The following is a 15,702-nucleotide window of genomic DNA, read 5'->3' on the forward strand; positions in this document are numbered from 1 at the left end:
TCCGTCCTAAGTCAGCCTGTCTTAGGTCATTTTTAATTTATTTCCTTTTGCACTTTTCCGCAATGAAGCATTTTACTTCCGTAATAAGGATTTTTAACCTCTTTGTTCATACTTAACCATGCACTGCCGCCATCGTACATTGGGCAAAACTGCTGATATAAAGTCGTTTCTGTTCCGGTAATCGCAACCATATCGGTTATATCATTACTCAAAATTTTGAAATGTTCGCGTTGGTGGTTCATTTCACTTTTGCCAATATGCTCTGCGTGTTCCTTTGCATCTTCGATAATATCCTTCAACTCTTTTTGTTGCGCAGCAGTGTAGCTACTCACGTTAAAAGTATTTAAGGTACTTTCAAGTTTCTTTCCTGCCTTTGCAGCTGCTTCTTTATTATCTGCCACCAAAGCATCTTTAAGCGCCATATATTCTGCCAATACTACTTTTACATCAGGATTCTGCATCTTAGAATTGCTCATTGTATTGGATTTATCCATATTGTCGTGTTCCATCATTGAACTATCGTGATGACCTTCTTCTGGCATTTCGGAATGCATATCGTCATTCACTTCTTCATTTTTAGTGTCTCTACAAGACATTGCTGTTAGGCTTATTAAAGCCATTACCATAATTGCTGTTGTTACTCTTAGTTTTTTCATTGTTTTACATTTTAAAATTAGCACTGTGTTTATTTTATTAAATAATTTATAATTGTTGACTGCACATAATAGTTTTTAACCGATTCAATCTGGTTCATCTGAAATTTCAATTGCAACTCCTGAATGTCCAGCACATCATTAAAATCAATAGTTCCGGTTTCATAGTTTTTGATTAATATTTCTTCGGCATTCTTCGCCTGTCCAAGATTTTTCTGTTGCGTTTCGAATTTTATTCGCGCTTGGTTTCGTTGAGAAATTGCCTTGGCCAATTCAGATTCCAAAATATTTAATCGCTCATCCTTTTGGAAATGTATTTCCTGTTGACGAAGTTCGTTCTGTTTTGAAATAGACTTATAGCGCTTATTAAAAATAGGAATCGAGAGCGAAACCATTGGCATTACGATGTCTTTGCCGTTATCTATCATAGTCATATCCGTTCGCTCGGAAACTGGAATATAATCTAAGCCAAAACCAAACATAGGTTGGGCTTCGCGAAGATTGAGCAATTCAGATTGGGTTACCGATTCGTAGAGCTTGTCATATTTTAATATTTCCGGATTTAGTGAAAGTGCATCATATGAAAGTTGTAAATCTTCAATAGGCATTTCCAAAGTATCAACTACCGTAATATCCTTATCATACTCGCGATTCAACAAACTATTCACAGCTGCTTGAATACCTATTGACTGTTGCGTTAGCACTTCTTTTTCCTGTTGCAATTCATTTTGCCTAATTTGTAAACGCAACACATCAACTGCCGATGCCTTCCCAACTTCCACGGAAGTAAGGGCCAAGCGTTCATAAGTTTGTAGCAGCTCTATATTTTGGTCAAGCACAAGCTGTTTTGCCCTTATTTCATATAGCTGGTAATAGAACTGGGAAACCGAAAGTGCAAGCTTACGTTTTGCGATGGTTACTTCCACATAGTCCGCTTCTGCCATTGAAGAAGCATAATTTTCTCTAGCCGAAATAGTTCCAAACCAAGGTAACATTTGCTTTACTGAAAAGCGGGCGCGTTGTGCTCCCACACGTGTTTCGGGTTCCGTAACAAAATAACTTGCGCTTATTTCGGTGTTGGGAATCCAATTAGCTTCGTTAACCTTTTCCGAAGCAATTTCGTACCGCATCTGAAACTTTTGGATTTCCGGATTGTTGGAAATCCCTTCGTCTATATAGGTTTGTAAGTCTTGACCATAACTATTGAATGCCGAAAGGCAAATCAGGAAGGCCAAGACCAATTTTATATGTGATTTCTGTTTAATCATTATTCAATAGTTATAGTTTGTGATTCATTTTTCAACCTTCTTTTAGCTATCCGCTCTTTCCTCCAACTATAAAGTACCGGTACAAGAAAATACGATGTTGTATCCAGAAGCATTCCGCCGAAAATGGGGATAGACATAGGGATCATAATATCGCTTCCTTTTCCTGTGGAAGTCAAAACTGGCAGGAGTGCCAAAATGGTGGTTACAGTGGTCATTAAACATGGACGAATACGTTTGGAAGCAGCTTCCAAAGTAGATCTTCTAATTTCCTGAATATCTGTAGGATCATTTTTCTCGAAAGTCTGTGTGAGATAGGTTGCCATTACCACCCCATCGTCAGTAGCAATACCAAAAAGGGCAATAAAACCTACCCAAACCGCCACGCTCAAATTGATGGTGCTTATATTGAAGAGATCCCGCAGATTTTCGCCAAAGAAATTAAAATTCAAAAACCAATCCTGTCCATAAAACCAAATCATAACGAAACCACCTGCAAAAGCTACTGCAATTCCTGTAAAAACCATAAAAGTTGTGGCCACCGATTTAAACTGAAAATACAGAATCAAAAAGATAACCAGCAAGGCTAAAGGAACAATAACAGAAAGCGTTTTTTCGGCGCGTAATTGATTTTCGTAGGTTCCCGTGAATTTATAGCTGATGCCTTTGGGAACGATTAAATCGCCATTATCAATTTTTTGTTGAATTAACGCTTGCGCATTTTCAACCACGTTTACTTCGGCAAAACCGTCCAATTTGTCAAACAGTACGTAACCTACCAAAAACGTGTCTTCACTTTTTATTACTTGCGGACCTTGTTCATAACGGATAGTTGCAAGTTCGCTTAACGGGACTGGGCTTCCTTTTTCAACAGGAATATAAATCTTTTCCAAATCTGAAGGGTCTGCGCGTAATTCCCTAGGATAGCGGATGCGAACCCCATAACGTTCCCTGCCTTCCACAGTTTGGGTTAATGACATTCCGCCAACAGCAACTTTTAAAACATCCTGAACTTCTTCTACGGTAACGCCGTAACGGGCCAATTTTTCTCTATTAATATCAATAAGAAGGTATGGTTTGCCCACAATACGATCTGCAAAAACAGCCTCCTGTTTTACGCCTTCGGCTTGTTTTAAAATATCTTCCAGTTCTAAACCAAAAGCTTCAATCTGTCTTAAATCCTGCCCTTTAACTTTTATACCCATTGGCGCACGCATACCAGTTTGCAGCATAACTAATCGCGTTTCTATAGGTTGTAGTTTGGGTGCCGAAGTAACCCCCGGAAGTTTAGTAACTCTTACAATTTCTTTCCAAATATCATTAGGCGAATTAATTTCTGGCCGCCAATTTCTGAAGAATTCGCCATCATCATCTGCAATCATTTTGTTAGCAGATTCATCAACTGTAATAGACACTTTCTTTCCGTTTTTCCGATAGTTCTCGACTGTGCTCGAACTAATATCGTTATTCGGATTTGCAATAAGACTGCCATCTTTCAATTCGAATAATCCGTCATCGTTCACTTTAAATCGTTGCCGCTCGCCTTCGCTGTTTACCATATATTCAGTTTTATACTGAATCATATTTTCGTACATTGAAAGTGGTGCTGGATCTAAAGCAGATTCGGTTCTTCCAGATTTCCCCACCACGGTTTCAATCTCCGGAAGGCTTGCAACTGCCATATCTAATTGTTGCAAAACACGTTTGTTTTCTTCAATGCCTGCATGTGGCATCGAGGTGGGCATTAAAAGAAATGAGCCTTCATTAAGGGAGGGCATAAATTCTTTCCCTGTATTTTTAAAGATGATAAAACCAAGAATTAAAAGCGTGGCTGGAATGGTTAAAAATATATATCTGTTCGCCAAAGCCCATTTAAGGATTCGGGAGTAATAATTTTTGAAAAGTGAAAAACTTCCTAGAAGACCAAAGCAGATAATGCCAACGAAAATAAGATTCCAAAAAAGATTTTTATCAACTCCCAATGGTCTCCAATATTCTGCTAATAAAAATACTATTCCTGCCACCGAAATATAAATACTGTATTTGCTTGAGCGCTCTTTAGACCAATTACCACGCAGCTTTGCAAAGGCCACAAAACTAAAAGCTATCAGCATGAGCCCAATCCAATGACCAAAAATAACGGCAATAAACCCTGCAACTAATAAAAGCCCGTTGATGCCGTAATTTGTGCTCCTTCTAATATTTCTACCCCTAAAAAGAAATGCCGCAAAAGGAGGGATTAAAAACAGGGCGATAATAATAGAGGCTGTAAGTGCGAATGTTTTGGTAAAAGCCAACGGGCGGAAAAGTTTTCCTTCTGCACCTACCATTGTAAATACTGGAATGAAACTTATAATCGTTGTTAAAACGGCCGTAACAATAGCTCCGGAAACTTCGGCAGAGGCGTTATAAACTACTGTATTTATTGGGAGTTTTTTATCATCCTCGTCCAAATGTCGGATAATATTTTCTGACAGGATAATTCCCACGTCAACCATAGTACCAATTGCAATAGCAATTCCCGAGAGGGCAACGATATTGGCATCTACTCCAAAAAATTTCATAGCAATAAAAACCATCAACACCGCAACGGGCAATAATCCCGAAATAAGTATAGATGCCCGAAGGTTAAATACCATTACAATTATTACTAAAATGGTAATTAGTATTTCTAGAGATAAAGCCTCGTTGAGCGTTCCCAATGTTTCTTGAATGAGTTCGGTTCGGTCGTAAAAAGGAACAATTGTTAGTTGGGAAGTTCTACCATCGCTCAAAATTTTAGTGGGAAGTCCGGGACTCAACTCCTTAATTTTATCCTTCACATTATTGATCACCTCCATTGGGTTAGCGCCATAACGGGCTACAACCACGGCTCCTACAACTTCGGCGCCTTCTTTATCCAAAATACCACGTCTTGCTGCAGGCCCTAAAGAGACATTTGCAATGTCTTTAATTCTAATGGAAGTATAGTTTTCAGATGTTACGACAGCATTTTCAATGTCTTCAACAGATTTCACATAACCCAAGCCACGCACAAGATATTCCGCCTGGTTAATTTCTAAAGTTTGTGCCCCAATGTCTTTATTACTTTCCTTTACCGCTTTTACAACTGCGCCCAAGCTTATGTTGTATTGGCGCATCAATTCAGGCTTCACGTCTATTTGATATTCCTTTACGTAACCACCAATAGATGCCACTTCCGAAACACCGCTTGCAGATGCCAAAGCATATTTCACATAATAATCCTGAATGCTTCTCAGTTCTTGTAAATCCCAACCGCCCGTAACATTTCCATCTTTGTCACGACCTTCCAGTGTGTACCAAAATATCTGCCCCAAACCTGTGGCATCGGGACCCAAAGCAGGATTTATACCTTCTGGCAACAAACCACTTGGCAACGAATTCAATTTTTCAAGAATGCGGCTTCTACTCCAATAAAACTCAACATCTTCTTCAAAAATGATATAGATGCTTGAAAAACCAAACATAGAAGAACTCCGTATCGTTTTCACACCAGGAATTCCCAACAAGCTTGTTGTTAATGGATAGGTAATTTGGTCTTCAATATCTTGTGGGGAGCGACCGTCCCATTTAGTGAAAACAATTTGTTGATTTTCGCCAATATCTGGGATGGCATCGACGGCTACAGGATCGCTTGGCAGAATTCCTGTGTTCCAATTGAAAGGTGCGTAAACAGTTCCAAAACCCACAAAAACGAGGAGCATTAAAACGGCAACGAGCTTATTTTCTATAAGAAATTTGATGCTTTTATTTAGCATGAACTTTGATAATTAGACTATTATAACTATTTGGTTTTAACTGTATCCATAAAATTGAATACAACAAAATGTGCCCAAAACGAGAGAACCGCTGGGCGAATCCCGATAGTAATCGGGTTATAGTCTAAAAATCAAATTAGGTAAGTCTCGTGAAGCTTTTGTAAATCCTGTTCGAGAAAGGGAGGTGCATAATCTCTAAAAGGAACGATATTAGTATCTAACGCCTCAAAAAGATTTATATATGAATAGAAAAATGAAGCAACAAAAACTTGTTGCTCGAAAGATATCTTATTAAAAGATGTTTTAATGTCATCCTGCCCGTCAACAATTAATTGTTTATCGGAACAGCAGGATTTTTCTGAAACTTCATTTTCACAATCCTTTCTAGATTGTTGTTTTTCCATTCCGCAGGTCTTCACATTTTGAAAAACTGAAAAATCAACCAATGTAGCTCCACAATAATGTACGTCTACAGTGAACGACATAGTGGTAAATAACACTAAAGTCGCCAAGGCTACAGATATAGTTTTATGGAAAATTGATTTCATTACCTCGCAAATTTAGCGAAAATCGTTCGTTCTTTCTATAAGCTATGTACAATTATTTGTTAAATGCTAAAAGAAGTACATCAAATCCTCCTTTCTCCAAGAATATTTTAGCAAATTTTTAAGTATTTTATTGGCACTATTATTAAACTCCAATTGCTGGTAAAGCAAGCTGAATAAATTTTCGACGCAATTTTTGGATCTTTTTTTTAGCTTAAAATTTCCACGTTCGCTTTAACACTTTGTTTACAGGGCTGCATAAACCTATCTTAAAATCTTGGATTAAAGCAATACGATTAAGTAACTTTAGACTAATCATCTAATTATCAACTTAAATTATATGGAGATTATTTTATTTTTCGCACTTTAATGCATTCCTTTATTTGCAAGTTTGAAATTACTTAATAAGATGTAAAGTGGATAAACTAAAACACAAAAAAAGAATTACTCATTTGCGATTTAATAGCGATTCGCAAAAAAGCAATTTATTTACTAACAACTAAATTTTAAACCTATGTCCTTACTTACAATTATTCTAAATATTTTCTTACCACCTGTCGCTGTATATATGAAACACGGCATAGGAGGAACATTTTTTATAAACCTAATTTTAACCATTATCGGTTGGTTACCTGGAGTTATTCACGCTTTTATCGTTAATGATTAAAACTTCAATTCTTAAAAAGCCCATTTAAATAATGGGCTTTTATTATACATCATATTTATATTACTCTTAAAGTTTTGTTTAACGTTTCATTGCTCACATTAAACATTTGTACCTTTAACATTCTAAAGATGTAAGTACATTATTGTATAAAACTATATTATGTTTGGAATATTCAAGAAGAAAACAGAAAAGGAAAAGTTAGAGGAAAAATACCGAAAATTACAGAAAGAGGCCTTTAACCTTTCTACCACCAACAGAAAATTGAGCGATCAAAAAACTGCTGAAGCCGAAGAAGTTATGAAACAACTCGAAAATCTAAACTGAAATTAAAACCCCGTAACGACCGAAGTGAAAAAACCTGACAACGTAGTTTTCAATTCTAAAATTCAACATGATGATGCTTCACTAACCTCAAAAAAATGAAGTTCAGCAATAAGCCGTTTTAAATGCTCTCTTCAAGAATAGTTACCCCTACGTTAGCGTAAATGAAACGCCTGATTTTTAGGTGCCAAAATTTATTATCTCCTTTCGACTAAATTCTTCTGAAATTTTACATTTCAGAAGAATTTTTCTTCCATAAAAAGCAATCAACACGCATTCAGCTTCGAGAGCGCTGAAAAGAAATTCGTCACAAAATTTGTCTTTTAGTTTTAAGAGTCGTCATATTTAGATATATTTCTGAATCCAAAAAAAAATTTCAGAAATACTCCGCAAATCCATATAAATATGAGCAATTACCACATTAAAAATTTAGAAGAATATTTTCAGGTTTACAGAAAATCGATTCGTGATCCCGAGAGTTTTTGGGAAGAAATTGCGGAGGAAAACTTTATGTGGCGCAAACGGTGGGATAAAGTGCTGGAGCACGATCTTTCAAAACCTGAAGTTTCATGGTATAAAGGCGCAAAACTGAATATTACCGAAAATTGTATCGATAGACATATTTACAGCCGTGGCGATAAAACTGCTATTATTTTTGAGCCAAATGACGCTTCCGAAGAAGCGGAGCATATAACTTACACGCAGCTACATGAGCGCGTATGTAGATTTGCCAACGTTTTGCTAGACCACGGGGTGAAAAAGGGCGATCGGGTTTGTATCTATTTGCCTATGATTCCAGAATTGCCGGTTTCATTATTAGCTTGTGCGCGCATTGGCGCAATCCATTCCGTAGTTTTTGCAGGATTTTCTTCTACGGCACTTCACACGCGTATAAACGATTCAGATTGTAAAATAGTAATTACCAGCGATGGCTCGTATCGCGGCAATAAAACAATAGATTTAAAAGGAATTGTAGATGAAGCTTTAGAATCCTGCCCAAATGTGAAAACTGTTTTGGTAGCCAAACGCATCAATTCTGAAATACCGATGAAACCCAACCGCGATAAGTGGCTACAACCTTTACTCAATGAAGCCTATCACGATTGTGTGCCAGTAGTTATGGATGCTGAAGATCCGCTGTTTATTTTATATACTTCTGGTTCAACCGGGAAGCCAAAAGGAATGGTTCATACCACCGCTGGCTATATGGTTTTTACCGCTTACACTTTTAAAAATGTGTTTCAATATCGCGAAAACGATGTGTTTTGGTGCACTGCAGATATTGGCTGGGTTACGGGCCACAGTTATATAGTTTACGGTCCGTTGGCTAACGGAGCAACAACCGTATTATTTGAAGGAGTTCCCTCCTATCCAGATTTCGGACGCTTTTGGCAGATTGTGGAAAAGCATAAAGTAAATCAGTTTTATACCGCGCCCACCGCCATTCGTGCATTGGCGAAAGAGCGATTAGATTTTTCGGCCAATTACGATCTTTCTTCCCTAAAAATTTTAGGTAGCGTTGGCGAACCAATTAATGAAGAAGCTTGGCACTGGTATAATGACAATATCGGGAAGAGAAACTGCCCTATTGTAGATACGTGGTGGCAAACCGAAACGGGCGGAATTATGATTTCACCTATTCCCTACTCTACGCCTACTATTCCTACGTACGCCACACTACCGTTACCAGGAGTGCAACCCGCATTGATGGACGAAAATGGCGAAGAATTAAAAGGAAACTTGGTTAATGGTCGTTTGTGCATAAAGTTCCCTTGGCCAGGAATGGCGCGAACTATTTGGGGAGATCACAAACGTTACAGCGAAACTTATTTTTCAGCTTATAAAAACAAGTATTTTACAGGCGATGGCGCATTACGCGACAGTACAGGCTATTACCGCATCACGGGTCGTGTGGACGATGTAATAATTGTTTCTGGCCACAATTTGGGTACAGCTCCCATTGAAGATGCCATCAACGAACACCCAGCAGTGGCAGAAAGCGCGATAGTAGGCTTTCCTCACGATATAAAAGGTAATGCACTCTATGGCTTTGTAATCTTGAAAGAAACTGGCGAAGGCCGTGTGCACGATAACCTGCGCAAAGAGATAAACCAAATTATTACAGAACACATTGGGCCAATTGCAAAGTTGGATAAAATTCAATTTACCTCAGGCTTACCCAAAACTCGAAGTGGAAAAATAATGCGCCGTATACTTAGAAAAATTGCTGAAAAAGACACAAGTAATCTTGGCGATATTTCTACCCTATTAAACCCAGAAGTGGTGCAGGAAATTATGGATGGAGCGGTTTAAGCAAGATTATAAAACAGGGATGCTTTTTCTTCCAAAAGATAATATTTGGAAATAAATTAAAAAAATATCCTTACGGGATAACTATGGTGAAAATGTTGAGATAATCTGAGACTCACTCTACTTTTAGGCGCTACTAATGGTTCTTATAAATTTACCCGCAACTGTTGTAATACGGAGACGTTAACTCCAATCTAATAAAAGACATTTTATGAATTATATAGTATTTAGTATTACAATTACATTCATTTCATGGTTAGTGGCAATGATTATAATTGCTGGAATAAAAAATACATCTTTCTACAATAATTTGTCAAACCTCAATTTTATAAAGAATGAAAATCATAACAAAATTATTGGACTTGGATATTTCAAATGGATTGTAACAAATACCTTTTTCAAATTCTTCAATCAGAAAATTAAATTGAAAGCTGAAAATACTGATTTAAACGAAATTCGAAAAGAAATGACAATTGCGGAAATTGGTCATTTAATCGGTTTCATATTCATGACAATTGTTGCTTTATACAAGGGTTTTTCAAACAATTATTTATTCGGATTCACAATAATGATATTTAATATTTTAATGAATTTATATCCTTCTTTATTGCAACAGGATAATAAACGACGAATTGACAAACTGATTAAAAGACAAAGAAAAATTTAGATAACACCTATAAACTTTATTGCTTTTTATATTTATTTACCAATCTCGAAGTGTCGAAAGTTGCCGGTTTTCTATTTGGTTTTTATTTGCTAATTTAGTTGCTTAACCATCCTCAAACACATTCGCCCTATTATAAAATTTAATATTGAAATAAGGTTATGAAAAAAGTAATTGTATTGCTCCTTTGTCTTTACTTTTCAGTGGGAATTAAAGCGCAGAGTATTATTGGTGCTTGGGAGTCTTTTTCAATTTCTGAAAATGGTGACAAGCTTAGAAATGTGGTTCTTTTTGGAGATGGGTATCAAGTATCAACAACCTATAACGCCAAGACAGGAAAGTTTATTCAGGCCGTTGGAGGTTCTTGGAAATTAGAAGGAGATACGATGACAGAAAAAGTAGAATTTAATGCATATAATTCTGAAGACGTTGGTAAAGAGCTAAGTTTTGAGGTAATTGTACAAGATTCCATTTTGGATATAGTTGGTAGTGAAATAAAACTCAAAAGAATTGATAATGGTGAACCAGGAAAATTACGAGGCGCATGGATAATGTCTGGTAGAATAAAAGACGGCGAAACACAATTAAGGGATACAAGTGGGCCAAGAAAAACAATGAAAATTTTAACTGGAACTCGTTTTCAATGGATTGCATACAATAGTGAAACAAAACAATTTATGGGAACTGGCGGTGGAACCTACACCACAATTAACGGTGAGTATACTGAAAACATCGAATTCTTTTCAAAAGACGATTCCAAAGCAGGGCTTAGCTTACAATTTAATTATGAACTTATAGATGGTGATTGGCACCATTCAGGCTTATCGAGTAAAGGAGACCCAATACACGAAATATGGAGTATTCGAGAATAATTAAAAAATTATAAAAATCCACAAATGGTAAAAATGTATATAATAGCGATATCACTTTTTTTAGTAATCACTTTTCTCTTTTGGAAGTTTACTAATGGCTATTTCAAAAAAGAATATGGTATAAAGTTGTGGAACCATTGGGGAACGAGACTTTTTTACTGGCAAGGTGCAATATACTCCAGTACGGGAATAACGATTTTACTATTGTTTCTTCTAAAATGGACAAATGTTTTGACATATTAAAAGTCATAGAAATATAGAAATAAGGATATTGTCTAACCATCGCTCAAATGAAAACTGCAGAAAACATAGCGCTCGAGTTTAACGATTTTTCAAAAAACTATACCAATGACATGATTGGTTGCGTGCCACATTATTTGCAGCAAATTTCAAGTTTCGCAACAAACCTTCCAAATAATTTTAAACCTAAAAATATTCTAGATTTGGGTTGTGGCAATGGCAATGTAACCGCTCAACTTCTTCCCTATTTTCCAAATGCTACATATACATTGGTTGATGCATCTGCTGAGATGATACATTTATGTCAAAATCAATTTAAAGCGTACGATGTTATATATGCGAATAAGTACTTCAAAGATTTTCTATTTAATACTAATAGTTATGATCTTGTTTTAGCCGGATTTAGCCTCCATCATTGCGATGAAAACGAAAAACAAGTTGTTTTTAAGAATATCTATAATTCCTTAAATGAAGGGGGGATATTTTCATATAGTGATTTAATGATAAATAAAACAAATCCAGATCACGCAAACTTATTAGTACAATGGGAAGCGTTTGTAAATGGTAATTTTCCAGATGGCGAAAAATGGACCTGGGTTATGGAACATTACAAAGCATTCGACAAACCAACAGATTATTTACTTCAAATAGAGTGGTTAAAGCAGGTTGGTTTTAGTAATGTTGAAATTTGCTTTAAAGAAGATTATTGGATACATCTGCAAGCAAGAAAATAAAATTATTTAATATTTTTTCAGAAACAGGCATCGAATTTAGGCGGTGTATTTGCCATTTCTATATCTTAGCCCAATAAAACCGCTTTGAGTTATTCGAAAAAATGAATAAAAAATACCAACATCAAATAACCACCTATTACGACGAATCTTTACGTGATTATGAAATAGTTTGGCAATTAAAAGATTCTATGGCTTTGCATTATGGTTATTGGGATGAGGACACCAACACCCACCGCCAAGCACTTTGGAATATGAATTATCAAGTTGCAAAGCACGCACAAATAACTAATAAAGATCTCGTACTTGATGCAGGTTGTGGCGTTGGAGGCACCTCTTTTTTTCTTGCAAATAATATAGGTTGTTCGGTGCATGGCATTTCGCTTGCAGAAGCACATATTGAACGTGCATTGCAATACAAGAAAAATAATGACCCCAATGATTTAGTTGCATTTTCAGTGCAAAATTTCTGTCATACTTCGTTTCCAGATAATTCATTCGATGTTATTTTGGGTATAGAAAGTATCGTGCACGCAGAAAATGAAAGCGATTTTTTTACCGAAGCTTTTAGAATTCTAAAACCCGGAGGCAGATTATTAATTTCGGACTATTTTACGAGACCTACTCAAAGTAAAATTGAAGCAGAAACATTGAAAAAATGGGGCGATTCATGGGCGATTCACAAATTTATTATTGAAAAAAACTTTTGTGAAACAGCTGAAAACATTGGGTTTAAATCTGTACTATTAAAAGACATTACTAAAAATGTTTTCCCGTCCATCAAAATCTTGCATCGATCTTATTATCCTGGAATATTTATTAGCAGAATATCTAACTTCTTTGGAAATAGAACCAACGTACAGGTAATAAATAGTAAATCTGGGAAATTTCAGTATCAGTCTTTCAAACAAGGTATTTGGAAGTATAAACATTTTCTTGCATTTAAAGGGGCAGTACAGCCATATTCTTCAATTGACGATTATGTAAAAACTCCGAAACCGTGCAATGTTTATATAGATCAAGAAAAATTTAAAGATCGTTTTCCTATCATTTCTAAAAAAGGAATTTCAACAAGAAACACTATTAAAAGACTCATGCATTTCTACCTAGAAACAGGCATTAAAAATGACGAAAAATGGTTTTAGTAAAAATTCAGATTTATTAAATATTACACACTTTTATAACAAAAACCACTTCTTTTTGAAATGTGTTAAAGATTATTCGAAATAAATTAGTTAAAAGAATTACCATTCAATATATTTATAAAGTTGATAGCGAAACATTTACAAACCAATAATCTCCTCACAATGATTTGGACCATCTTGTTTCTTTTTCTTGCAGCAGTGACCGCAGTCCTTGGGTTTTTAGGCCTAGGATTTGGCCCAATTGAACCAGCCAAAACAGCATTTTATGTTTTGGGTATTTGTCTGTTATTTTCATTTATCCTTGAACGGCGAAAAAAACGCAAAAGATATTACGAATAACACGCAAAACTTCACAGAAAACCGCCAAAACTGAATTGGGCGGTTTTTTTTCTAAGGCAAAATCTGCAAACTAATTAGTATCCAAAGCGTAACAAAAAGAACATTAATGCTAACAATAACCGTATATGTGGTAATCTATTGAGTAGGAAATAGTAATTTGCTACCACAAAAGAACCAACAAAATGAATTGCATTCAAGTAAACTCACTTCCCCTAAGAGAAGTTATTAGAGACATTGCCGCCAATTTTGACATTAATTATACCGAAAATTGCGGCGAATATTTACTGCAGCTGCCACCATCAGTGGGCGAAGGTAGCATTCGCGGCATCAACTTCGATGGCGGATTGGGGCTTATTCAATACGACTGTATGTTTAATAAGGATATGGAAATACATTTTGTTGTGAATAATATTCACCCACTTAAATTTCTATATACGGTTAATGGAACGCTGAAACATCGCTTTGAAAACGAAGATGAGCTACACGAAATTAATCAATTTCAAAATGCTATTGTTGCTAGTAGTAAGCACAACGGCCACGTTTTATTTTTTAAGGCGAACCAGAAAATTAAGGTGAACAGTCTAGAAATAGAAAGAGGAACGTTTCAGGCAAAAATGGAATGCGATATTAATAGCCTTAACGACGAGCTTCTACAGCTTTTTAAAGATATTGAAGGCAACGGAACCTTTTATTACAACGGAAATTATAGCCTCAACATTTCAGTGATTCTTGACGAAATGACGGAATTTACTGGAGAAAATTTTATGCGAAAACTCTTTTTAGAAGGTATGGCTTATCAAATACTATCGCACCAAATTCTACAATACCAAGACGATAGCATAGAAGAAAGCAATCGTACTTTACTGCGTTCGTCTGAATTGAAACAAATTTACCTCATTGCAAATTTGATAGACAACAATATTTCGCAAATACCAACTGTTGAAATTCTGGCTAAAGAAGCGGGACTTAACATCAATAAATTGCAGGAAGGTTTTAAAAAGTTGTACGGTGCGACGGTAAACAACCACATTCAGAAAAAAAGGTTAGATGCCGCTTATGGACTTTTAACCCAAACTGATTTAACTATTTCAGAAATTGTGAATGCTATAGGGTTGAGCAGTAAAAGTTACTTTTCGAAAATCTTCAAGGAAAGACACGATATCTCTCCCTCAGATTTTCGTAAAAAGTACAGAAGCAAATAAAAAAAACCCCGCTGAAAAATTTTCAGTCGGGGCTTTCTTCTTCATAGCATTTCTTTTCGAGGCTAATGTAGCAATTCCTAAAACTACATATTAACTCAAAAGAGTTAATCATTAACCCATATCATCTCTTAGTGAAATAGCTGAAAATAAAGCAATAAACTACCGTATTAGCTATTCTCCCAATTTCTAATTTCGTCTTCTAAATTTACTCTGGACTTACCAGTTTTTGTTTCCAACTTTTTAAGTGTATCTGAAAAAGACTCGCCTTTATATTCAGATTCACTAACATCTAAATTATAGGTCTTTTCAAAATCTTTTGAAATCTGTTTCCATTTATTTTTCAAATAATCGCCATCATCAGATTCATCCTTTTTAACTTCTTTAGAATTTTCAACATAGCTTTCTTCGCTATCAGCATTATGTTGCTCTGCCTGTGCGCCTTTACCAGTGCTGTGTTTCGGACTTACATTTTTATCACTCATCTTTAAATTTTTTTATTGAATTAGTTTCAAATTTTCATCTTTCCCTTAAATAAACAGTAAAAGAAATATGCTAATATGCTAGCATCCAAGTTATTCTTTTATCTATTTTTACGATTATATTTTTTATCCCCACAAAAATGAAACCCCTTTCTCATTTCGATGATTAAGGGGTTTCACTGTACCCATAATCCCGGATACGAACATTTCTAATCCAAACGCCTATTCTTCTTCCTCTTCATTGCGTTGGTTCTGTGGTCTGTTTTGCGGATTCCTCTGCTGATTTGTTTGTTGATTTTGAGGATTCCTTTGCTCATTTTGATTTTGTGTACTCATAGCAAATTTGTTTAAATTAATAAATCATTTCCTTTTTCAAGACTAAGTTAATCATTACTGAAAGTGCGTTGGCCTAACAAAATCATAAAAAAACTTAGACGTATTGTTAATTAACTATCCTTTATCTTAAAACTATAAATTATTGGCAATTCCT

The 15,702-nt window shown here is 35.7% G+C and carries 13 protein-coding genes; 8 read left to right on the forward strand and 5 right to left on the reverse strand.

All coding sequences use genetic code 11. The annotated features are described in order from the left end of the window. Nucleotides 1-32 precede the first annotated feature (32 nt). The 4 genes from AC3RVF_RS07415 to AC3RVF_RS07430 form a co-directional block, all read right to left on the reverse strand. Complete coding sequence (locus AC3RVF_RS07415) at nt 33-656, reverse strand: DUF3347 domain-containing protein (RefSeq protein ID WP_489693098.1); 624 nt, start codon at nt 654-656, stop codon at nt 33-35. 29 nt (nt 657-685) lie between these two features. Next, nucleotides 686-1,921 carry a TolC family protein gene (locus tag AC3RVF_RS07420; protein ID WP_489693099.1) on the reverse strand — a complete coding sequence of 412 codons (1,236 nt, stop codon included), beginning with the start codon at nt 1,919-1,921 and terminating at the stop codon, nt 686-688. Then, complete coding sequence (locus AC3RVF_RS07425; protein WP_489689569.1) at nt 1,921-5,697, reverse strand: efflux RND transporter permease subunit; 3,777 nt, start codon at nt 5,695-5,697, stop codon at nt 1,921-1,923. The genes AC3RVF_RS07420 and AC3RVF_RS07425 overlap by 1 nt, the downstream gene beginning before the upstream one ends. Nucleotides 5,698-5,828: 131 nt before the next feature. Then, complete coding sequence (locus AC3RVF_RS07430; protein WP_489689568.1) at nt 5,829-6,245, reverse strand: HYC_CC_PP family protein; 417 nt, start codon at nt 6,243-6,245, stop codon at nt 5,829-5,831. Nucleotides 6,246-6,756: 511 nt separating this feature from the next. Here AC3RVF_RS07430 and AC3RVF_RS07435 point away from each other — a divergent pair. From AC3RVF_RS07435 to AC3RVF_RS07470, 8 genes are all read left to right on the forward strand, one after another. Continuing rightward, nucleotides 6,757-6,909: a YqaE/Pmp3 family membrane protein gene (locus tag AC3RVF_RS07435; RefSeq protein ID WP_489689567.1), complete on the forward strand. Its 153-nt coding sequence runs from the start codon at nt 6,757-6,759 to the stop codon at nt 6,907-6,909. Between the two features lie 159 nt (nt 6,910-7,068). Further along, entirely contained in the window at nt 7,069-7,233 is a 165-nt protein-coding gene (locus AC3RVF_RS07440) for a Lacal_2735 family protein (protein WP_489689566.1), read from the forward strand. Nucleotides 7,234-7,635: 402 nt separating this feature from the next. Further along, a complete protein-coding gene (gene acs, locus AC3RVF_RS07445) occupies nt 7,636-9,543 on the forward strand; it encodes an acetate--CoA ligase (protein WP_489689565.1) in 1,908 nt (635 codons plus the stop codon). Between the two features lie 208 nt (nt 9,544-9,751). After that, complete coding sequence (locus AC3RVF_RS07450; RefSeq protein ID WP_489689564.1) at nt 9,752-10,207, forward strand: glycosyl-4,4'-diaponeurosporenoate acyltransferase CrtO family protein; 456 nt, start codon at nt 9,752-9,754, stop codon at nt 10,205-10,207. 158 nt (nt 10,208-10,365) lie between these two features. Next, entirely contained in the window at nt 10,366-11,076 is a 711-nt protein-coding gene (locus AC3RVF_RS07455) for a membrane or secreted protein (protein ID WP_489689563.1), read from the forward strand. Nucleotides 11,077-11,366: 290 nt separating this feature from the next. Continuing rightward, nucleotides 11,367-12,050, forward strand: a complete 684-nt coding sequence (locus AC3RVF_RS07460) for a class I SAM-dependent methyltransferase (protein WP_489693100.1) — start codon at nt 11,367-11,369, stop codon at nt 12,048-12,050. Between the two features lie 101 nt (nt 12,051-12,151). Beyond that, nucleotides 12,152-13,192 (forward strand): SAM-dependent methyltransferase, encoded by a 1,041-nt coding sequence (locus tag AC3RVF_RS07465; protein ID WP_489693101.1) that lies wholly within the window; start codon nt 12,152-12,154, stop codon nt 13,190-13,192. A gap of 521 nt (nt 13,193-13,713) precedes the next feature. Further along, the gene (locus AC3RVF_RS07470) at nt 13,714-14,733 is read left to right on the forward strand and encodes a helix-turn-helix domain-containing protein (protein WP_489689560.1); all 1,020 of its coding nucleotides are present in this window, start codon (nt 13,714-13,716) and stop codon (nt 14,731-14,733) included. Nucleotides 14,734-14,900: 167 nt separating this feature from the next. Here AC3RVF_RS07470 and AC3RVF_RS07475 read toward each other — a convergent pair whose 3' ends face one another. After that, a complete protein-coding gene (locus tag AC3RVF_RS07475) occupies nt 14,901-15,215 on the reverse strand; it encodes a hypothetical protein (protein ID WP_489689559.1) in 315 nt (104 codons plus the stop codon). Nucleotides 15,216-15,702 lie beyond the last annotated feature (487 nt).

Source organism: Aequorivita sp. IT1183 (genome assembly GCF_058068265.1).